This window comes from Aequorivita aurantiaca, assembly GCF_030410135.1.
Lineage (GTDB): Bacteria > Bacteroidota > Bacteroidia > Flavobacteriales > Flavobacteriaceae > Aequorivita > Aequorivita aurantiaca.
The window spans coordinates 32,492-56,161 of sequence record NZ_JAUGQQ010000005.1 but is presented as its reverse complement, the minus strand read 5'-3'; the positions used below and the strand labels follow the sequence as shown (position 1 = coordinate 56,161).

Below are 23,670 nucleotides of genomic sequence, written 5' to 3'. Positions count from 1 at the left end.
AATCTCTTAAATGGTTATCTATTCCTCCAAAAAAATGGTGTCAACAATATTAAAACCGTAAATAATTCCAATCTTCCTATAAGCATTAAAAAACTCGACCACCATTTTGCCGCATCCGGTAGCGCTGCGTAATTATTTACAGGGCCCAAATTGCCAAGGGCCGGACCAATATTTCCCAATGTTGAAGCGGCACCCCCAAGAGCTGTTTGGAAATCGAGACCCAACCAGGAAAAAACCAAGGTACCCACTATAAAAGACAACATATAAAGAATAAAGAAACCAAGAATATTATACACAATGGGCTGCGGTATGGCTTTACTATTATAGCGAACCGGCAAAATAGCGTGGGGATGCAGTGTTCTTTTAAATTCTAAAACTCCGTTTTTTATCATTATTAAATGCCGCATAATTTTTATTCCGCCCGCTGTTGAGCCCGCACAGCCACCCAAAAACATCATCCCAAAAAAGAAGATAGTCAAAAAGGGTGTCCACAGTGTATAGTCCGCCGTAACAAATCCGGTTGTGGTAATAATACTCAAAACCTGAAAAAGGGAATGGCGCACCGCATTTTCGACAGGCCCCCAAACCATTGGGTGGCTAATGCTGGAAATGTTTAGATCGGCTTCAAAATAAATCAAGAATGCAGCTACGACGGTTAAAGCAACAACAAAAATGGAGTATAATTTAAATTCCTCATCTTGAAATATTTTTTGAAATTTTCTTTTAAAGGCAAAGTAGCTCAACACGAAGTTACTTCCCGCCAAAAACATAAACACAATGATGATATATTGCACCATTGGGTTATCGTTCCAAAAGGCCACGCTTGCATTTTTGGTTGAAAATCCACCGGTACTTAATGTTGCCAAGGAATGGTTTATGGCATCAAAAAAGCTCATTCCGGCCATTTTCAGCAAAATGGTTTCGGCCACGGTATAGCCCACATATATAAGCCATAACCTTTTGGCGGTGTCCGTTATCCGCGGGTGCAGTTTGTCTCCACTTGGGCCGGGCGCCTCAGCCGCAAAAAGTTGCATACCGCCAATTCCCAATAGCGGTAAAATTGCAATGGCCAAAACTATTATCCCCATCCCCCCAATCCAATGCGTGATGCTGCGCCAAAATAGAACTCCTCGCGGAACGACCTCAATATCCGTAAGAATGGATGCTCCCGTGGTGGTATAACCGCTCATTGTTTCAAAAAAGGCATCTGTAAAACTGGAAATGGCTCCAGTAAATATATAGGGCAAGGTGCCAATAAGGGCCATAAATATCCATCCAAAGGCAACGATAATATATCCTTCCCTTTTTTGAATTTCCTTTCGGTGGTTCCTTGTCAAAAGCATTACGGCAGCGCCAAACCCAACGGCAACAGCGCTGGCCAGCAGCATTTCATTGAGCTTGCCGTCATTATAATACCAGCTTACAATGGCCGAAAGCAGCATAAAACCGCCATTCACCATTAGTAAAAGCCCCATTAAATGTGAAATAATTTTAAAATTGAGTTTTGTCAGCGAACTCATTAGATAAAAAGTTTTTCTACTTTACCGATAGATTGTGGCAGGCAGCACACCACTACCCTATCACCACTTTTAATTTCGAAGTCGCCAAGGGCAATTATACCTTCCCCATTTCTAACCACTCCGCCAATAATAGCCGATACGGGAAAATCGAGATCCTTTATTTTTTTGTTGCATACCTTAGAGTGCGGAGAAACCATAAATTCAAGCAACTCGGCATTCATATTGTTCAATTTTGTCATTGCCACAACATCGCCTTTACGAACGTAGCGGAAAATATTATTGGCCGCCAACAATTTTTTATTGATCAAAGTATCAATTCCGATAGATTGCGATAACTGAAAGTAGTCCATATTTTCCACTAATGCAATCGCTTTTTTAACGCCTTTTGACTTGGCCACCAAACAGGACATAATATTCGTTTCGCTGTTTCCGGTAACCGCGATGAACGCATCCATATTTTCAATGGATTCTTCCGAGAGCAAATCCACATTTCTCCCATCGCCGTTTATAACAAGGCAGCTGGGAATATCATCGGCAATTTCAAAAGCTTTGTCTTTGCTGCTTTCAATAAGCTTAACGTTGAAACCGCTTTTACAAAGATCCTTCGCTGTTTTGTAACCAATCTTGCTTCCGCCCAAAATCATTACATTTTTTATTTCCTGTTTACTTTTGCCGGAAAGCTTAAAAATTTGATCGTCGCCTTTTTGAACGGTAGTAAAATATACTTGATCGCCATCCTTAAATTGGGTATTACCCCGCGGAATGATGGTATACTGGGTTCCGAAACGCTGCAAGGCGATGGGAACAAACTGCAGTTCCGGATACACTTTGGCCATTTCCTTTACCGTTTTGCCAACAAAAGCAGATGTACGGTTAAGGCTAAGCCCAATCATCATTAATGCGCCATCCTCAAATTCATAACTCTCGTTGAACGCGCTTTGGCTCAGAAGCAATTCAATTTCGTTGGAGGCCAGGGATTCTGGTGATATCAGTTCATCAATTCCGAATTTTTCAAACCCAACTTCATTTTTTTTATCAATAAATTCCGTGTTCGAAATTCGTGCAATAGTGCGTTTTGCACCCAACTGTTTCGCTAAAACACAAACGGTAATGTTCGTGGTTTCACTAGAAGTTACCGCAATTAGAAGATCGGTTTCGCTAACCTGCGAATCCTTTAAAACCGCGATGGAGGTGGAATCGCCGCGAACTACCCGAATGTCCAAGTTAGCATCGGCGTGGGCCAATGCTTCCCGATTAGTATCAATGAGGGTTATGTTTTGAGATTCAAAAGAAAGCAATTTTGCAAGGTGAAATCCAACTTCGCCAGCACCGGCAATGATAATTTTCATTGAGAAATTATTTTATACTTCAAAATAAACTATGCAAAGATATAGAAATAATAGGCAGTAAACAGCTATCGGCATTTCTTGGGAAAAGGTTGGCGAGCAAAGGATTTTATCAGCTATTAAAAGCTGTGGGAAGAAATGACTCAGAAACATTTCTGTTTTTCAATTTAGCATGGATTTCTATATTTCTTTCGATTGAGATTTTTTTTTCGAATTTGATTTCCAATCCATTTTCATTAAAAAACAGTAGTTTTGCAAGCGCAATTTTTTATGGAAAAGAAAATAACCCCTTATAAGAATTCCTCCGAAGGAAAGAAGAAACAGGTTGAGCAAATGTTCGATACTATTTCGGAAAATTACGATGGCCTTAACCGCATCATTTCCTTGGGTTCTGATATTAAATGGAGAAAAAAGGTCATAAAAATGGTTGCGGAAAAAAAACCAAAAACCATTCTTGACGTGGCCACGGGCACGGGTGATCTTGCCATTCAGTTTGCAGAAAAAACTTCAGCCGAAAAAATTGTGGGCCTCGACCTTTCCGAGGGTATGCTTTCCATGGCGCGCAAAAAAGTTGCGGGAAAAGCAATTGCTGAAACAATCGAATTCGTACAGGCAGATTCAGAAGCTCTGCCTTTTGAGGACAATACTTTTAACGCCATAACCGTATCCTTCGGTATTCGAAATTTCGAGAATTTGGAAAAAGGTCTTGCGGAAATTTTCCGCGTATTGAAGCCCGGGGGAATTTTCGTGGTTTTGGAAACCTCGGTGCCCTCAAAATTTCCATTTAAACAAGGATATCATTTTTATACGAAAACAATTCTGCCGATGGTGGGCAAAATATTTTCGAAGGATAAAGTTGCTTATAAATATTTAAGTGAAAGCGCCTCGGTATTTCCGCATGGGGAAGCGCTCAACAATATTTTGCGCAAAATTGGGTTTAAGGATGTGAAAAATATTCCCCAGACTTTTGGGGTGGCAACAATCTATAATGCTACAAAATAATTTATGAAGAAGCTGTTTTTTGTCCTAACTGTTTTATTTATGGCTCATAGCGCCAATGCGCAATGGTTTTTTAATAAAGAGCGATTGGCAAATTTGGAGAATTTTGACAAAAAGCGATTTACGTGGGGTTATTTTTTGGGCTTCAATAGTTATGATTTCAAATTTGATTACAAAGAACAGTTTGAAGATGACAACACCGATATTCAGGTAGAACGTTCCACAGGCTTTAATGTTGGCCTTATTGGCGATATGCGTATCAATCAATACGTAAATTTGCGTTTGGAACCGGGACTTTACTTTACGCAGCGTAACCTTATTTTTCCAGGTTTTGAGGAACCGAAGGATTATTTAAGAGAGGTGAAATCTACTTATATTCACGTGCCACTTTTGCTAAAAGTTTCCACGAAAAGACTAAACAACATTAAACCATTTGTTATAGGTGGGATTTCCACCTCTATCAATCTTTCAAGCAATGAAAATAACCCGGAAGATAATGAACAAGGGAGGTTTAGAATGACGAAGAGTACCAATTATTATGAACTTGGCTTCGGCATAGATTTTTATCTGTATTATTTTAAATTCACACCCTCCATCCGCGGGGTATTTGCTATGAGCGATGAGTTGGTACCGGATGACGACCCAAACAGTCCGTGGACCGGGAACGTCGATAAATTATCCACACGCGGGGTATTTGTAAACTTTACGTTCCAGTAGTTCTGCGGAATTCACTCAAAAGGATTGCGGTTGCAGTAGCCACATTGAGACTTTCCGTTTTTTGAATATTTCCGTATCGGGGAATGGTTATTTTGTGCGTAATTTTTTGGATTATTTCTTCGGAAATACCGTTAGCTTCGTTTCCCATTACTAAAATTCCGGTTGCCGGCAGTTTTTCGGAATAAACATTTTTACCATTCATAGCACCTCCGAAAATTGGCAGGTTGGTTCGGCTTAAATATTCCATAAGCGATAAATAATGCACCTGTACACGCGCCAATGACCCCATGGTTGCCTGCACCACCTTCGGGTTATAACAATCTGCGGTATCTTCGGAACAGATTATTTGTTTCACTCCAAACCAATCACAAAGCCGAATGATGGTTCCCAAATTTCCCGGATCCCGGACGGCATCCAAAGCTATTATCAAACCTTCATCGCGTAACAACTTTATTTTAGGAATCTCAAAAACCGCTACAGCCGTATTTGCGGTTTTTAAAAAACTCAATTTTTTAAGTTCGGCCTCCGTAACTTGAAGGTTATTTTTATGCGTAATTTCAAATCCTACGGTAGAAAAAAGCAAGTGCAGCGCCAATCCCCCATCCAGCAGCTCATGGATAACTTTGGGACCTTCCGCAACAAAAAGCCCTGTTTCTTCCCGGTACTTTTTCTGCTGAAGACTCGTTATTAATTTTGTTTGACTTTTGCTGAGCAAATTATACTATTTTTGAAATTGAATAAAACCTTACACTTGAAGCGCGACCTCACAAAAATATCACTATTTATAGTATTAATTAGTTTGTTTTTTTCCTGTGATGCAGTAAAGCGGGTGCCAGAGGGTAAATATTTGCTTACAAAAAACAAAATTCTAGTGGACAGCGTGGAAACTAAGGACGCAGGCGTTCACAGCCAACTCGCACAAAAACCCAACCCTACCATTCCGCTTTTGGGTATTCCTTTTGGTTTACATATTTGGAATCTGGCAGATCCGCAACCCGATTCCACCTATTACAAATGGCTTTACAAAAAACCGAAAAGAGAGGAGCGTCTTGTTCGTTTTCTCTCAAAAAAGCAAGTGGATCAGATTGACAGCAGTTATGTGGGCTTTAATAGATGGCTCAAAAAATCTGGAGATGCGCCGGTAATAATCAGCGAGCCCCGCATTGCAAAATCGATAGAGCGATTGAAACGTTGGTACGCAAGCTACGGATATTTCAATGACGAAGTGGATTATAAAATTGAACCCAACGAAAAAAAGAAGAAAAGAGCCACCATTACTTATTTTGTAAAAAAACATCAGCCTTATATTATTGGCGATACAATTGCCGAAAAAATAAGCTCGCCCGTGGTGGATTCATTGTTTCAAAATTCAAAAACCAATTCATTTATTATTCCGGGAAAACAATATGCAGCCAATGATTTTGTGAACGAACGGGACCGGCTAACAATCCTTTTCAGAAACTCGGGCCTTTATCACTTTGAACAGGACTATGTGGGTTTTGAGGCAGATACAGTGAATACCGACCACAAAGCCAATATAACCTATATTATACCCGACCGAAAAATTACGGAAGGTGATAGCACCCGCACCGTTCCGTTTCAGGTACATACCATCAATGAAGTTCGGATTGTAACGGATTATTCTTACGAGAACAGAAATAAAACTTTTCAAGACTCCGTCAGTTTTAAGGGCTACAAGCTTTTTAGCTATGGCAAGATGCGGTTTCGGCCAAAGGCAATAACCTCTGCAGTTTCCATTACACCGGGCAGAATTTTTAAGGATATTGACAGAACTCTAACTTATAACCAGTTGAGCGATCTTCGGATTTTTAAATATCCCAACATCAGTTATGCCGAAGTAGCGGCAGATACCACGGGCAAGCTTTTAAATTCCACCATATTATTAAGTCCCCGCGATCGGTTTACCTTAGGAGTAGATTTTGATGCCTTCACCTCAACCATTCAACAATTTGGTGTCAGCTTTAGCGGTAGCATGATTTTTAGAAATATTTTTCGAGGCGCGGAAATCCTTGAAATTTCGGGTCGCGGCAGTTTGGGATCTTCAAAGGACGCGGGTGACAGCGAGAGCAAATTTTTCAACATTTCAGAATTTGGAAGTGACGCCAAACTCACATTTCCCCGTATTCTTTTTCCTTTAAATACTGAAAAAATTATCCCTAAATATATGTCGCCCACTACTAGCATTATTTTTGGTTATAGCGCCCAAAACAATATTGGTTTGGACAGGCAAACGTCCAACGCAATCTTCAATTATAGATGGAAACCCTCAAAAATATTGACATATCAAGTAGATTTATTTAATCTGCAATTTGTACGAAATCTAAATCCTGAAAATTATTTTAATGTTTACAAGAGTTCCTATTCCATTCTGAACGATATAGCACGAGGTTTAAATTACGATTTCAACAGTCCGGGCACGGATCCATTTTTGGAAGTTCCAGAGGAAACTGATACTTTCATAAATGATGTTTTAACTAGGGAAATATATAGCGATCCCGATACCTATCAAGAGGTTTTGAGCATATATGAGCGCCAACTCCGACTTAGCGAAAACAACTTGATTTTCGCCTCAAACATTACATTGACCCGGGATACACGGGAAAACATAAACGATAATAATTTTTCCAGAATCCGATTAAAATTGGAATCTGCCGGAAATTTTCTTTCCGGTATTTCAAGTCTGGCCGGACTGACAAAAAATTCTGAAGGTTCTTATGAAATTTTAGGTATTACCTATTCACAATATGCAAAGGCTGAGGCGGAATACATCAAACACTGGGATTTGGACGGAAAAAACATATTTGCCTTTCGCGCCTTTGGCGGGATTGCCATTCCCTTCGGCAATAGCACGAATATTCCTTTCACCCGTAGTTATTTCGGCGGGGGAACCAATGATAACCGAGGCTGGAGAGCCTATGATCTTGGACCTGGAAGCAGCGGGAGCATACTTGACTTTAACGATGCAAACTTTAAATTGGCTCTCAACGGAGAATATAGATATACCATTTTGGGGGATTTAAAAGGTGCCTTTTTTATTGATGCCGGTAATATTTGGAATGTTTTTGACGATGTAGAAATACCATCATTTCGGTTTGACGGAATTGAAGATTTAAAGGAAACGGCCGTCGCTTCCGGTTTTGGCCTTCGGTATGATTTTGGGTTTTTTGTATTCCGTTTTGATATAGGTTTCAAAACCCACGATCCGGGAAGGCCTGTGGGAGAACGTTGGTTTAAGGACTACAATTTTGCCAACGCTGTTTACAACATAGGGATCAACTATCCTTTCTAAACCATTAAAAATTGTTATTTTTGTAGGCTAAAAATAAATCACATATATCCGTTATATGTCTTGAATATTATGAACTAGAAACGAACAATATTTTTACCCAATAAATTATGAGCCACGGAATTAAGCCCGGCGTAGCAACCGGAAAAGAAGTACAGAAAATACATCAATACGCCAAAGAAAAAGGTTTTGCAATGCCCGCCGTGAATGTTGTGGGTTCCGATAGCGTAAATGCTGTGATGGAAACTGCTGCAGCCCTTAATGCACCGGTAATTATTCAATTTTCTAACGGAGGTGCACATTTCAATGCCGGGAAAGGATTATCCAATGAAAATGAAAAAGCTGCAATCGCAGGCGGAGTGGCTGGCGCAAAACATATTCATGAATTGGCTGAGCTTTATGGGGCAACAGTTATCCTTCACACAGACCATTGCGCCAAAAAATTACTTCCGTGGATAGATGGCCTTTTGGACGCTGGCGAAAAATTTTTCAAACAAACGGGAAAACCATTGTACAGCTCACACATGATCGATCTTTCCGAAGAGCCCATTGAAGAAAATATTGAAATTTGCAAACGATATTTAGAGCGTATGAGCAAAATGGGAATGACCTTGGAAATTGAGCTTGGTATTACTGGCGGCGAGGAAGATGGCGTGGACAACACAGGCGTTGATTCCTCAAAACTATACACCCAGCCCGAGGAGGTAGCCTATGCCTATGAGGAGCTTTCAAAAATAAGTAATCAGTTTACCATTGCCGCTGCCTTCGGAAACGTACACGGTGTTTATAAGCCCGGAAATGTGAAACTGACTCCGATTATATTGAAAAATTCACAGGAGTATGTTCAGAGAAAATTCAATACCGGTCCAAACCCTATAGACTTTGTGTTTCACGGCGGAAGCGGTTCGAGCGTTGAAGAGATTCGCGAGGCCATTGGCTACGGCGTAATTAAAATGAATATTGACACCGATATGCAATTTGCATTTACCGAGGGCGTTCGCGATTATATGACGAACAATTTAGAATATTTGAAAACCCAAATCGGAAATCCCGAGGGTGATGAGCTTCCCAACAAAAAATATTACGATCCCAGAAAATGGCTTCGCGAAGGCGAATTGACTTTCAAAAAAAGGCTTGAGCAAGCTTTCAAGGATTTGAATAACGTGAATACGCTTTAGTATTAAACTAACCACAAATCACAAACTGTAAAAAATATGCCTTGGTTTAAACGAACAAAAAAAGGAATTCAAACCCCTACCGAAGAGAAAAAGGACGTTCCGAAAGGACTGTGGTACAAATCTCCAACGGGAAAGGTTGTTGATAGTGAAGAGCTTGAAAAAAATTTTTATGTGAGTCCTGAAGATGGCTACCATGTGCGCATAGGCAGCAAGGAATATTTCGAAATTCTTTTTGATGATAATAAATTCAAGGAATTAGATAAAAATCTTACGTCCAAGGATTCCTTAAATTTTGAGGATAAAAAGAAATATACCGATAGATTAAAAGAGGCGCAGGATAAAACCGGATTAAAAGATGCCATCCGTTGCGCCGTTGGAAAATCTATGGGTTCTGATTTGGTAGTGGCTTGTATGGATTTCAGTTTTATTGGAGGCTCCATGGGAAGTGTTGTAGGCGAAAAAATTGCCCGAGCGGCAGATTATTCCCTTAAAAAAAATATCCCTCTTCTGATAATTTCAAAAAGTGGTGGTGCCCGAATGATGGAAGCGGCGCTGTCATTAATGCAGCTTGCGAAAACCAGTGTGAAACTCGCTCAATTGAGTGATGCCGGGATACCATATATTTCTTTATGCACCGATCCAACAACGGGAGGAACTACAGCTTCCTTCGCAATGCTTGGCGACATAAACATTAGTGAACCTGGTGCGTTAATTGGTTTTGCTGGACCACGTGTAGTTCGCGACACCACCGGAAAGGAATTGCCTGAGGGTTTCCAAACGGCAGAATTTCTTATGGAACACGGTTTTCTGGATTTTATCACGCACCGTCGCGATTTGAAACGGAAGATAAATCTATATCTCGATTTGGTTTTGAACAGACCGCTTCGCGAAAAAACCGCATAAAAAAAGCTGCCCACAATTGGGCAGCTTTTTTTTATTCGTTTATTTTAGTTCATTATAAACGGATATTCTTCGCCATTGAAAATAAATACGGCTTGATTATCACATTCGCCATTGCCAAAATCTATAACTGCAGAAACACCATCTTGGGTTACTTCAAGTATTCCACTAACCAAATAACGGCACGATAATTTCCGAACCAGCTCCTGTGTTACTTCGCCACTTCTGTCAAAACCATTTGTAAATTCGGTTTGCCAATTTCCTGTTACGTGATAAACATTGTCCATCCAATTGCCTGAGCCAACACCTTCAACCCATTCGGAAATTCGGATTCCATTACGAGTTCCCGTTACGGTTGTATTTGGAAAACTAATCGTTATACTTTCATTGACGGTAGATTGCGGATTATCATTTTGGTTGGCGATTTCATACAAAATCTCACCACCACCGCTTACACCGTTTTCATTGAACGTAAAATCCTGAAAGGAATAATTAACCGTATAGGTTCCGGCAACCAACGGGCCATATTCCAACAATATACTGCCGGACACCACATTGCCATTATTAAGTGTGCATGAAGCGCCAAAATCAAGGAGAATGGTAAAAACATTTCCATCCATTCCCACAGTAATCTCGGTACACTGCGGAAATAATGAAACCATATTCGGACCTCGCCCTCCTGTTTCATTTTCAACAAAGGCCTGCTCCATAATATTGAATGTTCCTTCGGCAACATTATCCATTCTTGCCGCACGCGCGGAGTCTTCCGAAGTAAAATTTACTTCCTCCTGTTGCTCATCATTTTCATCTTTTTCACAGCTTAAAAGCGTGAAGACACCAATCAAAAAAAACACAATTGAAAATTTAAAAGAGACGATTTTCATAAATTTGAGGTTTAAAGGTTTATAGTTTCCTAAACGCCAAAAAGTTAAATTATATATATTTTGCTTTAATTTTATTTTCTACACTGGCATTTCAAATTGAATTTTGTACCTTTGCCGCCTTGATTTCCAATCCCGAAGCTGTCGGGAGGAATCAATACATAAAAATCATTTTAATAATATTGGCATGTATTTATCACAAGAAGTAAAAGAAAAAATTTTTGAAAAACACGGGAAATCAAAGACCGATACTGGTTCTGCTGAAGGACAGATCGCTTTGTTTACGCACCGTATCGAGCATTTAACAAAACACCTTAAAGCAAATCACAAAGATTACAACACAGAACGTTCTTTGGTTATGTTGGTAGGAAAAAGAAGAGCTCTTTTGGATTATTTAACCAAAAAAGACATTCTTCGTTATCGTGCAATCGTTAAAGAATTAGGATTACGTAAGTAAAAAATTACGAGCAAAGCGAAGTAATCTGCAGATTCTTCGCTTTTCTTTTTTTAATGCCAAGCACAGAGAATTTTATTCAATAGATTCCTTCGCTTCGCTCGGAAAAGCTACCCAAAGTTTTTCATTGGTCAACCACAACAACACAACAACACCAAACCTGAAAATCAGGTTTTGACCAAAATTAACTGCGTGTTTTCTTACGCGCAAAAATGAAAAACAAATGATACCTAAAGTATTTAAAGAGGTCATAGACCTAGGCGATGGAAGACAGATTTCCATCGAAACCGGAAAATTGGCAAAACAGGCCCACGGCTCCGTTGTTGTACAATCCGGAAAATGCATGCTGCTTTGTACCGTAGTTTCAAACTACGAGCAAAGCCCAGTGGATTTTCTGCCATTAACCGTAGATTATCGCGAAAAATTTGCGGCTTCGGGTCGTTATCCGGGGGGTTTCTTCAAAAGAGAAGCAAGACCGAGCGACGGTGAAGTATTAACAATGCGTTTGGTGGACCGTGTTTTGCGCCCACTTTTCCCAAAAGATTATCACGCTGAAACGCAAGTGATGATTCAATTAATGAGCCACGATGAAGACGTGATGCCAGATGCAATGGCAGGTTTGGCGGCTTCCGCAGCTATCCAACTTTCAGATTTGCCTTTTGAATGCCCTATTTCCGAAGTGCGCGTGGGAAGAATTAACGGTGAATTCATCATAAACCCAACCCGTACCCAGCTTTCAGAAAGCGATATTGATATGGTTATCGGCGCTTCCGCAGATTCTGTGATGATGGTGGAAGGCGAAATGAAGGAAATTAGCGAAGAAGAAATGGTTGACGCCATTAAATTTGCCCACGACGCCATCAAAAAACAAATTGATGCGCAAGTGAAATTGGCCAACGCTTTCGGCAAAAAAGAAACCCGTGAGTTCGAAACCGCACCGGAAGACAAAGATTTGGAGAGCAAAATCCGAGGTTTGGTTTATGATAAAGTTTATGAGGTTGCCAAAAGAGGTTCTTCAAAACACGAACGTGGAATGCACTTTTCTGAAATAAAGGATGAAGTTAGGTCACATTTTTCCGAAGAGGAATTGGAACAGTATGCTCCTTTGCTTTCAAAATATACCAATAAAGCTGAAAAAGCTGCAATCCGCGATTTGGTTTTGAACGAAGGAATTCGTTTGGACGGAAGAAAGACTACGGACATTCGCCCTATTTGGTGCGAGGTTGATTATTTGCCTTCCACACACGGTTCAGCAATTTTCACCCGTGGGGAAACGCAAGCGTTGGCAACAGTAACTTTGGGTACTTCACGCGAAGCAAACCAAATTGACATGCCATCTTTCGAAGGTGAGGAAACTTTTTACCTTCACTACAACTTCCCTCCTTTCTCAACCGGTGAAGCGCGCCCAATTCGCGGTACTTCCCGTCGAGAAGTTGGTCACGGAAACTTGGCGCAACGCGCTTTGAAAGGAATGATTCCTGCAGATTGTCCATATACGGTTCGTGTTGTGGCAGAAGTGTTGGAATCTAATGGTTCTTCTTCTATGGCAACGGTTTGTAGCGGGACAATGGCATTGATGGATGCTGGAGTTCAGTTAAAAAAACCAGTTTCCGGAATTGCAATGGGATTGATAACCGATACCGAAACCGGCAAATACGCAGTGCTTTCCGATATTTTGGGCGATGAAGATCACTTGGGCGATATGGACTTTAAAGTAACCGGAACGGCTGACGGGATTACCGCGTGCCAAATGGATATTAAAGTGAAAGGTCTATCGTATGAAATTTTGGTGAATGCTTTAAAACAAGCTTCTGCCGGTAGACTTCATATTTTGGATAAATTGGTTGAAACCATTTCAACTCCTAATGCGGATGTGAAACCACACGCACCAAAAATGGTTACCGTAACTATTCCGAATGAATATATTGGAGCACTGATTGGACCTGGCGGAAAAGTAATTCAAGAGCTTCAAAAGGCTACAAAAACTACGATTGTTATCAACGAAGATCCTGTTACCGAAGAAGGTATCGTGGAAATTCTTGGAACAAACCAAGAGGGAATTGATAAAGTTTTAGCGAAAATCGACTCGCTTACCTTTAAGCCCGAAGTTGGTAGCGCATACGAAGTTAAAGTTATAAAAATGCTTGATTTCGGTGCTGTTGTTGAATATATGGACGCTCCAGGAAATGAGACTTTGCTTCACGTTAGCGAACTTGCTTGGGAACGCACCGAAAACGTAACCGATGTTGTAAATATGGGCGATGTTTTTGAAGTGAAATATTTGGGAGTAGATCCAAGAACAAAAAAGGATAAAGTTTCCAGAAAAGCGTTATTGCCAAAACCGGAAGGTTACAAAGAGCGCCCACCACGCGACGACAACCGAAGCGGAGGACGTGATCGGGACAATCGGGGACGCGACAACCGTGGCCGTGACAATCGTGATCGTGACAATCGCGATCGCGATAGAGATAGAAAGAGAGATTAATTTCTTTTAAATTAACAGAAAAAAGGCCTTCAGAAATGGAGGCTTTTTTATTCGTATTGTCTTCTGCTTTTAGCGGTAAACTGTAAATGTGGTCCAGCGCTAAAAATAATTCTTTCAGAATTTAAGTTTGCGTGAAATTTAACACCAACAATAAATCCTCTATTTAAAACCAGCTTAACGGTGCCAGTTACAGGTACTCCTATTGTTGAATAGACGTCATCAATAGGTTCATAACTATCACCAACCTGACGAATATTTACATAGCCAACCCCAGCAAAAACATCTATATAAAGTCGCTTATACACTTTTAATTCCCTACCGTAATAGAGATTGAATTCATAATAGGAATTATGATTCTTTGACCCAGGGTAAATTAATTCGTCCGTTCCTCCTTCCGCCCCAAATGCAAATATATTTTTCATGTATGAAAAACGAACATCCGCACTGAAAGAAGGGCCAACTGTTTCTTCCGCAGTATAAAATCCTATAGGGGAAATGCTAAATGAATGGTATGTAAGTTTTGAAATCGTTTCATTTTCTTGTGAGTATGATTGAAACTGCACATACAGCAAAGAGAAAACAAGAAAAAAATTTAATTTCATCTTAAAGATTTTGTTTCAAAGATGATAAAAAAAATTAATGCCCACGCAACCTTTTAAAAAGATTCAGACTATAGGGTAACAACGCCAATTAAAATCTTATGAAAAATCTCTTTTATTTACCTCTTATTCTTCTGCTGACATTTTTCATCTCCTGCGAAGATGAGCCGATCGCCAGAGCCGATCCTTCAAAAATAATTCCTGTAAATTCTGAACTTTACAACCTTGTTTTAAAAGCTGCAGGCAATGATTTTGATAATGAAATTACTTGTATCGATTTTAATTATCCCTTCACTTTAGTAATTTATAATGAGCAAATGGATATCATTAATTATCAACTTATAAATAGTGATATTGCTTTCAGCGAATTTTTAGCATCGCTCGCCGAAGGGAAATCCATCAGTTTAAGCTACCCCATTACAAGTGTGCTAGAAAATGGACAATCCTATGTTATCAATAATAACGATGAGCTAAAAGAAGCGATAGATAAATGTATTTATGCAGATACAATAATCACTTGTAACAACCTCCTTACGGAAACAAACTGCATTTGGAAGGTAACGCATTTAGATGGGCCCAATAGTGAATACGATGATTCTTACTTTCAAATAAGCCCTTTTGGCAATGCCGGATTTCATTTTCTGGGGAATGCCTTTGGCGGAACCTGGATTACTTATTTTATTGAGAACGAATTGCACCTCAATATTTTTTTAACTGGTGACGAAAATATAATTGATACATGGAATTATGATTGGAAAGTTATTAGTTTTAATGATAATGAAATGGAAATAGCAAACGGGACCAATCGCTTTCTTTTAACCAAGGAATGTGTAGAACTTTGCAGAAAAATTCTATTTGAAGAATGCGAGACGGAATCCAATTCAGGAATAGGCCTTTTTAATTTAGAAAGCTATTTTGAGTGTTTCTTCCCTTTTTCGGGAATTTCAGATCCTTCAATTGTAACCTGGAACTATTATAACAATTATGAAGATATGATTTCCGGGACAAATCCAATAATTGATTTAATGCATGTAAACACCGAAAACCCCCAGATAATTTACGTGAGATTTGATGATATTAATACTGGGATCCAAATTTCTGCAGTCCCAATAGTCCTGAAAGCAATTAACTGTTAAAATATAATTATGAAATCACATCTTTTTTTACTCATTGTATCAACATTTCTATTTTTCTCCTGTTCAAAGGATAAACACGAGGATATTGTTCGCTCGCCCATCCAGAATACGTGTGAAAATGAAGGAATGAATAAAATTTTATATACGGAATGTTGTTTAGAAGGCCCCCAACATGCAAGACCGGATGAAATTATTACCATAACCTATACAAGCAATTTTGAGGGCGGATCTTATGATTGGGATGTTTTGGGAGGCTCCCTCGTTCTGGTGGAAGGTGCAAATACGCCTACGGCAAAATTCAGGGCTGGCAAGAACTTTAAAAAAGATTCTATTAGAGCCTACAGCGTTGCGCGGGACACACCTTTGGGCGCCCCCGCATGTTCAGAAGTGATTGTTATCACCGCCAAATAAACTGAAATTATGAAATATTGAGGAAATGTTGATTTTGAAGAGAATCATCACGTAAAGCCACAAAACAATTTCAAAAACCCATACAAGATTTTTTGGAAAAAGAGGAATTAATAAAAAGATGTATTAAATATGACCGGATAGCACAAAACGAGCTATTCCGCAGGTATAAAAACACCCTCTTTTTTACCTCATTAAAATACTGCCGTAATGAAGCTGATGCCGAGGACAATCTGCACGATGCCTTCATAACCATTTTCCAAAAAATTAAAACCTTCAAAAACAAAGGCTCTTTCGAAGGTTGGATGAAACGGATAACCATCTATAAAGCTATTGATAAATACAAAACCGAAAAACCAATTACTGTTGAAATAAAGAATGACACACTTGAGGACAATTTTGAAGTGGACGCCGACACCGATTTGCCATTGGAAATGTTGTTAAAAATCATACAAGAATTGCCCGACCAATACCGCTTGGTTTTCAACCTATATCAAATGGATGGGTATTCGCACAAAGAAGTTTCGCAAATGCTCTCAATTTCTGAAAATACTTCGAAGTCCAATTTCCACCGGGCAAAACTTATATTGCGCGAAAAAATAACAAATGCTGCCATAACCGTGGGACCTAAAATACGCACACATGGAAAATAAAAAAGACATCGGCGATTTCCTAAAAAGCAAACTGGACCAAGGCCAAAGGATCCCGGACGAATCCGTTTGGGAAAAAATAAACACAACTTTGGACAGAAAATCAAAGCGGCGGAAACGGGCATTCTGGCTATTGCTTCCCACGCTGACCGTTTTCGGAATTTTGTCTTTGATAATGTTTCAAAAAACGGATAAATCAATTTTGAATAAAGATGAGAAAATTTCAGTTGAAGAAGTAAAGGATAGTTTGGACAAAACTATTTTGATTGAAACACCAACAAATGAAAATGTTTCTGAAATAAAATTTGAAAAGGAAATAGAGAAAGTAGCTGAGTATACAACTTCCGAAGAAGTCGAAAAAGAGTCCAAAACTGAACCATTAAATCAAATCTCGGAAAATAAAATTGTTTCAAAAAATAGTCGAACGAAATCTTCAAATTCCCCAAAACTTCCAAACGAGCCTGAAATTTCTGGAAAATCACAAAAAATTAATGATTCAAATTCATTAAATAACAATGAAAAAAACTCCATAGAAAATTTACAAAATTCGGTGTTTACTGAAAATAACACTTCTCTTTCAGAAGTAGAAAAAAATGCTATTTCAAAAAATGATTCCGAGAAAATAGACTCCACGGCGGTGGCCAAAATTGAAAAAATAAAAAAAAGAGAAAAGGATAAGAAAAAATTATCCGAAAAAGACAGTACGGAAATACAAAAATCAAACACTCGAAAATGGACCGTAATGGCAATCGCGGGACCCGTACTTTATAATGTTTCCGAAAAAACTTCGACCCTCGACCAAAGTTTGGACGGCGCTGAAACTTCGGGAGAAATAAATTTCACCTACGGAGTTGGTGTGGGGTTTAATTTAACGGAAAAGTTGAGTTTAAGCTTTTCCGCTATAAAAACAAAAATAAGCTATTCCGTAAATAATTTACCTTCCACCACTTCCATAGACAGTTTGCGCATCTTTTCCATTTCCGCCATTTCTGGGAACAATGTTTCCCGAAGAACTCTTTCAAACTTTGCGGGGAGTGACGCCCTTAACCTGCGGCAGGAAATTGAATATGTTGAAATGCCTTTGCAACTCACATATTCCTTAACCAAAAGCCGCTTTGGGACACACGCTTTTGGAGGGTTCAGCACGTTATTATTAACCGATGATAGAATTTTCGCGGAAAATTCCAGAAATGAAGAATTGGACTTGGGTCGTGCGAACAATCTTTCCAGAATAAGTTTTAGTTTGAATGCGGGAATCGGGGCCTATTATAAATTTTCAGAAAATTTCACGGTGGAATTAAACCCCACTTTCAAATATCAATTTTTGCTTTTGGACAGTGCAAGCCGCAATGCCACGGGCGTTGTTTTTGGATTTTATGCAGGTTTAAAATATAATTTCAACACCAATTAAGTACCAATTAATTTTTTCTTTTAAATCTGCTGTAACCTTTTGTAGGGTTTTTACGTATAACCCAATACAAAAGTTTAAACCTTAATCTACAGGACATTTCTTAAATGAGACAACTTAAAATTACAAAGCAGGTAACCAACAGGGAAACTGCTTCATTGGACAAGTACCTTCAGGAAATTGGAAAAGTTGACTTAATTACCGCAGACGAAGAAGTAGAATTGGCACAACGCATAAAAGCGGGAGACCAAACAGCATTGGAAAAATTGACCAAGGCAAACCTACGTTTTGTTGTTTCGGTAGCTAAGCAATACCAAAACCAGGGTCTTACCCTTCCCGATCTTATCAATGAAGGCAATCTTGGCCTAATTAAAGCCGCACAACGTTTTGATGAAACGCGTGGTTTTAAATTTATTTCCTATGCCGTTTGGTGGATTCGGCAGTCCATTCTTCAGGCGTTGGCGGAGCAATCACGTATTGTCCGTCTGCCTTTGAATAAAATTGGAAGCATAAATAAGATCAACAAAATGTACGCTTATCTGGAACAAGCCAATGAGCGCCCACCTTCCGCAGAAGAAATTGCAAAGGAACTTGATATGACCATCAACGACGTAAAGGAATCCATGAAAAATTCCGGACGTCACGTATCCATGGATGCCCCGCTTGTTGAAGGTGAAGACAGTAACCTTTACGACGTGCTGCGAAGTGGCGAGAGCCCAAACCCGGACCGTGCTTTGTTACACGAATCGCTTAGAACAGAAATTGAAAGAGCTTTGGAAACTTTGACTCCACGTGAAGCAGATGTAATTCGTTTGTATTTTGGTCTTGGCGATCAGCACCCAATGACTTTGGAAGAAATTGGTGAAACCTTTGATCTTACAAGGGAGCGAGTTCGTCAAATTAAGGAAAAAGCAATCCGAAGATTGAAACATACCTCGCGAAGCAAAATATTGATGACCTATTTGGGATAATTTCCCTAAAGATAACTTACAGTATCAGATTTTTCAGCCGAGCTGAGAGAATACTGTTCGTTTTTTTGATTGATGAATGACCTCCGGCTGATTACCGGAGGTTTTTTTCTAACTTTACATTCACATGGAACATACTATCTGTTATTTAAGCAAGCAAGCTGGTCCGTTACAAGATTCAGAATTAGAAGCGCTTTTCAATTTCATATTGGGAAAAAACCTGACTCTTAATATTACAGGGGCATTGCTGAGCACCAATGATTTTTTTCTTCAAATACTTGAAGGCAAAAAAGACACTATTGATGAAATTTTCTCGAAAATCCGAAAAGATAAAAGACACCGGAATATACTGACCATCTTGAATCAAAAAATCGAAAATCGAATTTTCAATACTTACGAGGCAAATTTCAGCATATTGAAAACCAAGGAGGATATCGTAAAATTGAACACCTATTTATCAAAATATGATGTTGAAAACCGCTATCCTAAAAACATTAAATCTCTTATCGAACCGTTCTTATTATAAATTTCATGAAAAATACAATTATCGCACCTTCCATTCTCGCTGCAGACTTTGCGAATCTTCAACGTGATATTGAAATGATAAATACAAGTGAGGCGGATTGGTTTCATCTCGATGTTATGGATGGCGTTTTTGTGCCGAATATTTCATTTGGAATGCCAGTGATAAAAAGTATAGCATCGCATGCAAAAAAACCGTTGGACGTGCACTTAATGATTGTTGATCCGGACCGATATATTAAAACCTTTGCTGAATTGGGCGCGAATATTCTTTCTGTTCATTATGAAGCTTGCACGCATTTACACCGAACACTTCAAGGAATTAAAGCGGAAGGAATGCAGGCGGGAGTAGCTATTAATCCCCATACTAATGTCTCGCTATTAGAAGACACTATTGAGGATATAGATTTAATCTGCATGATGAGTGTAAACCCCGGTTTCGGAGGTCAAAGCTTTATTGAAAACACCTTTAAAAAAGTTGAAAAACTTCGAAAAATTATAGACGCCAATGGAGCCGCGACTAAAATTGAAATTGACGGCGGGGTAACTAACAAAAACGCAAGACAGTTGGTAGAAGCTGGGGCAGACGTTCTGGTAGCGGGAAGTTATGTTTTTGGCTCCAACGATCCTATTAAGACCATTAGAGACCTAAAAGAAGTTAAAGTAAATTAAACTATTTCATATCGATATTGGTCGAAATCAATTTCCGGAAGATGAGAAAAATAATTGTACTATTCTTTTTTCTGATTCTGAATCAAACATTCTTTTCGCAGCAACATAACTATATTTTCCGGTCAGATTCAAAAATCCATTATCAAACCTTTGGTAAGGGTAAGCCAATCTTAATCATCAATGGTGGTCCGGGAATGAGCAGTGAAGGGTTTGTGCAATTGGCGACCGAACTTTCCAAAAATAATCAAACAATACTATACGATCAACGCGGCACAGGCCTTTCCACTATTAATAAAATAAATAAATCCACCATAACGATGGATTTAATGGTGGAAGATATTGAAGTTCTTCGTGAACATCTGCAGCTTGAAAGTTGGATAATCATGGGACATTCTTTCGGCGGGATGTTGGCATATTATTATGCTTCAAAATTTCCAAAACGGGTGGAAGCCATGATACAATCTTCTTCGGGAGGAATGAATCTTGCTTTTCTTTCAACTTTAAACACAAGGGAAAGGTTAAGCCAGCCCCAACAGGATTCACTTTTACATTACGAGAATAAAATATTGAATGGCGATAACTCCTATCAAACAAGATTAAAAAGAGGCTTATTTCTAGCTCCTGCCTATTTATACAATAAAAAATATGTTCCAACAATTGCAGCCCGGTTGACGCAAGGAAATAGTCAAATTAACAATCTTGTATGGGAAGACCTTCAAAAAATGCCATTTAACGTAACCAAGGAAATGGCAAGCTATAAAAACCCCGTTATACTACTGCACGGAGCGAATGATATTGTCCCGATTGAAATTGCAAAAAACGCCAAAATAATACTTTCAAATTCTCTATTAATAATCTTCGAAGAAAGTGGACATTATGGATGGTTGGAAGAAAAGGAAAAATTTTTTTCGGAAACTGGACAATTTTTAAAATCAATAAATAATAAGAACTGATTTGGAAAATTTAATGGATGTTTTAATAATAGGTGCAGGCCCTATAGGAATTGCCTGCGCTTTGGAATGCAAGAAAAAGGGATTGCGCTATATTGTAGTCGAAAAAGGAGCGCTAACCAATTCCATTTTCAACTACCCACTGAATATGACATTTTTTTCAACTTCGGAAAAATTGGAAATTGACGGCATCCCCTTTATAAGCAACAATCCAAAACCCACAAGTAATGAGGCACTGGAATATTATCGGCGTGTGGCAGTGTCAAATCGACTTCAAATTAATTTATATGAAAAAATTCTTTCCGTGGAAAAACAGGGAAATTATTTCAAAGTAACCTCGAATAAAAAAAATTATAGTACGAAAAATCTAATAGTTTGCACCGGCTTTTACGATATTCCGAACCTATTGCACATACCTGGGGAAGCATTGCCGAAAGTAATGCATTATTATAAGGAAGCCCATCCATTCATAATGCAAAAAGTGGCTGTTGTAGGCGCAAGTAATTCTGCGGTAGATGCAGCCCTGGAAATATACAGAAAGGCCGGAGAGGTCACTATGATAATTAAAGGAGCAACCATTGGCGAACGGGTGAAATATTGGGTGAGGCCAGATATAGAAAATCGAATAAAGGAAGGCAGCATTAAGGCTTATTTCAATTCAGAAATAGTTGAAATAAAGGATGAAGCGATTACAATAAAAACACCCAATGGGTTGGAATTATTAAAAAATGATTTTGTTATAGCGTTGACGGGATACAAACCTCATTTTAAATTTTTAGAAAATCTCGGCATTACATTAAGTCAAGATGCAGGTAAATCACCCTACTACAATCCCAGTACAATGGAGACAAATGTTAAAGGTATTTATCTGGGGGGAGTAATTTGCGGAGGCTTGGAAACGCACAAATGGTTTATTGAAAATTCTCGAGAACACGCAAAACTAATTGTGAATCACATTAAATCAAAAATCTAGAAATTTTGATATAAATTTCCCAGGGTTAAGTAATTTCGGAAAGCCAGAGTTTGGGAACGATAGGAAATTTCTAAAAATGTTGTCAGCAAATATGTATAAAAAAAATCCCCGGTATTACTACCGGGGATTTTCTTATATAATTACTTTGGACTTATGATTAAAAGCCCCAAGTGTTATCAAATTTATCCCAGAAAAGTCTAGTTTCTGTAGCATCGCCACCAATTGCACTAGCAGCTTGCTCATAATTGGTTGGGTTCAAGTTAATTTCGCTAACCGGATAAGGATAACGAACTGGATAGCCAGACTCAGCATTGATTGGCTCAACTAGAACTGGATAGTCCAAACGTCTAACTGACAACCAAGAAGCGAACGTACGGTTGTATAATGCTAACCACGCTTGAGTACCGATTGATTCTTTCCAATTAACGCTATCATAAGCTACTTCTGGATTAGCAAGATAATCAGCTACCCCATCAATACCCCAGAAATCGAAAGAAGCAGTAATTCCTGCGATATAGTGGCTTTCAGCGCTACCACCAACATTAAAGCCTCTTGCAGCTGCCTCAGCCAATAGGAATTCTGTTTCGGCATATTGAAGGAACCATCCTGGATAATCACTATTTAAAATATCTGGTGTTACGTGGCTGTAATCTGAATATACAGTTTGGTCACCAATTACACCACCAATGTATTCACCGTCAACGTCAGTAAAATAAGCAGCTCTACGCGGATCTTCCAAATTGTTCATTAAATCGATAATAGTCTTTCCTGCAACATAGTCATTACGATTGCTCAAAACCAAGTTATCATTCAATGGATTTCCGTTTGGAGGAGAAGTGTAAGCATAGCCCGCATCATCTGCATTGCTAGTGAATACACCCGAAGCAACTGCAGATTCAACTGCTGCTTTTGCGGTTGCAGCATCTGCATCAGCAAGAACGATACCCATTCTTAATTTTAGAGTATTAGCAAACTTTTTCCAAGAAGTCATGTCGCCGGCGTAAATTTTTTCTACATCTCCATCAAAACTTCCTTTGCTAGTATCCATTGAATTGATTGCAGCAGTTAAACGTACAAGCAAGTCTTTGTAAATTGTCATAGCATCATCGTACTTCGGTAGAGTGTTTTCAATATCTAAAGCTTCAGAATATGGTATATTTCCATAGGTTTCTACCAAATTGCTCCAAGTATAAACATTCAAAACTTCAATAATAGCCAGCTTATTTGGCTTCAAAGGATTAGTTATGTCATTGTCGGCAGCTTCGATATTCTTGCTAGCTTCCTTAAGATCTCTTAACACATCTCTGTACATTTCTCTCCAGTGGTTATCTGGAATAGGGCGTGTGGATTGATCATAGTTACTTTCATCAGGATAAGTAGTTTCCTGCCAGTGCTGCACCCACAATCTTGTATTGTTAAGGTTTACGTTTGGCGTTGTGATTTGGTCCGCAAGCTGCTTTTCAGCAGAAGCGAATAAACTTTCACCACTTACTTGAGTAGGGTCTTTTATATTCTGGTTCAGATCCTCTAGGTTGTCTGAACAAGAGACGGCGAAAACGGCCGCTGTTAATATTAATATCAGTTTCTTCATTTTTCT

At 39.0% G+C, this 23,670-nt stretch carries 22 protein-coding genes; 16 read left to right on the top strand and 6 right to left on the bottom strand.

Annotated features, from left to right (window positions below; genetic code table 11):
• Positions 1-14: 14 nt before the first annotated feature.
• Together QRD02_RS09060 and trkA are read right to left on the bottom strand one after the other, a co-directional pair.
• On the bottom strand, positions 15-1,520 hold the full coding sequence (locus tag QRD02_RS09060; protein WP_290254622.1) for a TrkH family potassium uptake protein: 1,506 nt from the start codon (positions 1,518-1,520) through the stop codon (positions 15-17).
• Positions 1,520-2,869, bottom strand: coding sequence for a Trk system potassium transporter TrkA (trkA, locus tag QRD02_RS09055; protein ID WP_290254621.1), 1,350 nt, complete (start codon positions 2,867-2,869; stop codon positions 1,520-1,522). The genes QRD02_RS09060 and trkA overlap by 1 nt, the downstream gene beginning before the upstream one ends.
• Positions 2,870-3,136: 267 nt before the next feature.
• Here trkA and ubiE point away from each other — a divergent pair, with 267 nt between their 5' ends.
• Both ubiE and porT read left to right on the top strand, forming a co-directional pair.
• Positions 3,137-3,868 (top strand): bifunctional demethylmenaquinone methyltransferase/2-methoxy-6-polyprenyl-1,4-benzoquinol methylase UbiE, encoded by a 732-nt coding sequence (ubiE, locus tag QRD02_RS09050; RefSeq protein ID WP_290254620.1) that lies wholly within the window; start codon positions 3,137-3,139, stop codon positions 3,866-3,868.
• A gap of 3 nt (positions 3,869-3,871) precedes the next feature.
• Positions 3,872-4,582, top strand: a complete 711-nt coding sequence (gene porT, locus QRD02_RS09045; protein ID WP_290254619.1) for a type IX secretion/gliding motility protein PorT/SprT — start codon at positions 3,872-3,874, stop codon at positions 4,580-4,582.
• Here porT and QRD02_RS09040 read toward each other — a convergent pair.
• Entirely contained in the window at positions 4,569-5,297 is a 729-nt protein-coding gene (locus tag QRD02_RS09040) for a TrmH family RNA methyltransferase (RefSeq protein ID WP_290254618.1), read from the bottom strand. The two genes, porT and QRD02_RS09040, sit on opposite strands and share 14 nt — an antisense overlap.
• A gap of 12 nt (positions 5,298-5,309) precedes the next feature.
• On the opposite strand from QRD02_RS09040, the gene tamL reads away from it, so the two are divergent.
• The 3 genes from tamL to accD all read left to right on the top strand — a co-directional run bounded on the left by tamL (position 5,310) and on the right by accD (position 9,970).
• Positions 5,310-7,892, top strand: coding sequence for a translocation and assembly module lipoprotein TamL (gene tamL, locus QRD02_RS09035; RefSeq protein ID WP_290254617.1), 2,583 nt, complete (start codon positions 5,310-5,312; stop codon positions 7,890-7,892).
• A 107-nt stretch (positions 7,893-7,999) separates the two neighbouring features.
• A complete protein-coding gene (gene fbaA, locus QRD02_RS09030) occupies positions 8,000-9,067 on the top strand; it encodes a class II fructose-bisphosphate aldolase (protein WP_290254616.1) in 1,068 nt (355 codons plus the stop codon).
• A gap of 36 nt (positions 9,068-9,103) precedes the next feature.
• Positions 9,104-9,970, top strand: coding sequence for an acetyl-CoA carboxylase, carboxyltransferase subunit beta (gene accD, locus QRD02_RS09025; RefSeq protein ID WP_290254615.1), 867 nt, complete (start codon positions 9,104-9,106; stop codon positions 9,968-9,970).
• 44 nt (positions 9,971-10,014) lie between these two features.
• On the opposite strand, the gene QRD02_RS09020 is transcribed toward accD, so the two are convergent.
• Positions 10,015-10,851 (bottom strand): hypothetical protein, encoded by an 837-nt coding sequence (locus tag QRD02_RS09020; RefSeq protein ID WP_290254614.1) that lies wholly within the window; start codon positions 10,849-10,851, stop codon positions 10,015-10,017.
• 184 nt (positions 10,852-11,035) lie between these two features.
• Here QRD02_RS09020 and rpsO point away from each other — a divergent pair, with 184 nt between their 5' ends.
• Together rpsO and QRD02_RS09010 are read left to right on the top strand one after the other, a co-directional pair.
• Complete coding sequence (gene rpsO / locus QRD02_RS09015) at positions 11,036-11,305, top strand: 30S ribosomal protein S15 (RefSeq protein ID WP_290254613.1); 270 nt, start codon at positions 11,036-11,038, stop codon at positions 11,303-11,305.
• Positions 11,306-11,525: 220 nt separating this feature from the next.
• Complete coding sequence (locus QRD02_RS09010; RefSeq protein WP_290254612.1) at positions 11,526-13,787, top strand: polyribonucleotide nucleotidyltransferase; 2,262 nt, start codon at positions 11,526-11,528, stop codon at positions 13,785-13,787.
• A 47-nt stretch (positions 13,788-13,834) separates the two neighbouring features.
• Here QRD02_RS09010 and QRD02_RS09005 read toward each other — a convergent pair whose 3' ends face one another.
• Positions 13,835-14,389: a hypothetical protein gene (locus QRD02_RS09005; protein ID WP_290254611.1), complete on the bottom strand. Its 555-nt coding sequence runs from the start codon at positions 14,387-14,389 to the stop codon at positions 13,835-13,837.
• 98 nt (positions 14,390-14,487) lie between these two features.
• Here QRD02_RS09005 and QRD02_RS09000 point away from each other — a divergent pair, with 98 nt between their 5' ends.
• The 9 genes from QRD02_RS09000 (at position 14,488) to QRD02_RS08960 (ending at position 22,073) form a co-directional block, all read left to right on the top strand.
• Positions 14,488-15,522 (top strand): FIDD domain-containing protein, encoded by a 1,035-nt coding sequence (locus QRD02_RS09000; protein ID WP_290254610.1) that lies wholly within the window; start codon positions 14,488-14,490, stop codon positions 15,520-15,522.
• Positions 15,523-15,531: 9 nt separating this feature from the next.
• Positions 15,532-15,933, top strand: coding sequence for a hypothetical protein (locus QRD02_RS08995; protein WP_290254609.1), 402 nt, complete (start codon positions 15,532-15,534; stop codon positions 15,931-15,933).
• A gap of 92 nt (positions 15,934-16,025) precedes the next feature.
• Positions 16,026-16,583 (top strand): RNA polymerase sigma factor, encoded by a 558-nt coding sequence (locus QRD02_RS08990; RefSeq protein WP_290254608.1) that lies wholly within the window; start codon positions 16,026-16,028, stop codon positions 16,581-16,583.
• Positions 16,573-17,991: an outer membrane beta-barrel protein gene (locus tag QRD02_RS08985; protein WP_290254607.1), complete on the top strand. Its 1,419-nt coding sequence runs from the start codon at positions 16,573-16,575 to the stop codon at positions 17,989-17,991. Before QRD02_RS08990 ends, QRD02_RS08985 begins: the two co-directional genes overlap by 11 nt.
• A gap of 104 nt (positions 17,992-18,095) precedes the next feature.
• Complete coding sequence (locus tag QRD02_RS08980) at positions 18,096-18,959, top strand: sigma-70 family RNA polymerase sigma factor (protein WP_290254606.1); 864 nt, start codon at positions 18,096-18,098, stop codon at positions 18,957-18,959.
• A 124-nt stretch (positions 18,960-19,083) separates the two neighbouring features.
• Entirely contained in the window at positions 19,084-19,482 is a 399-nt protein-coding gene (locus QRD02_RS08975; RefSeq protein ID WP_290254605.1) for a BLUF domain-containing protein, read from the top strand.
• Positions 19,483-19,487: 5 nt separating this feature from the next.
• Positions 19,488-20,150 (top strand): ribulose-phosphate 3-epimerase, encoded by a 663-nt coding sequence (gene rpe / locus QRD02_RS08970; protein WP_290254604.1) that lies wholly within the window; start codon positions 19,488-19,490, stop codon positions 20,148-20,150.
• A gap of 41 nt (positions 20,151-20,191) precedes the next feature.
• Positions 20,192-21,103, top strand: a complete 912-nt coding sequence (locus QRD02_RS08965; RefSeq protein WP_290254603.1) for an alpha/beta fold hydrolase — start codon at positions 20,192-20,194, stop codon at positions 21,101-21,103.
• Positions 21,104-21,116: 13 nt separating this feature from the next.
• Positions 21,117-22,073: a YpdA family putative bacillithiol disulfide reductase gene (locus QRD02_RS08960; RefSeq protein WP_290254602.1), complete on the top strand. Its 957-nt coding sequence runs from the start codon at positions 21,117-21,119 to the stop codon at positions 22,071-22,073.
• Between the two features lie 157 nt (positions 22,074-22,230).
• Here QRD02_RS08960 and QRD02_RS08955 read toward each other — a convergent pair whose 3' ends face one another.
• Entirely contained in the window at positions 22,231-23,664 is a 1,434-nt protein-coding gene (locus QRD02_RS08955) for a SusD/RagB family nutrient-binding outer membrane lipoprotein (protein WP_290254601.1), read from the bottom strand.
• Positions 23,665-23,670 lie beyond the last annotated feature (6 nt).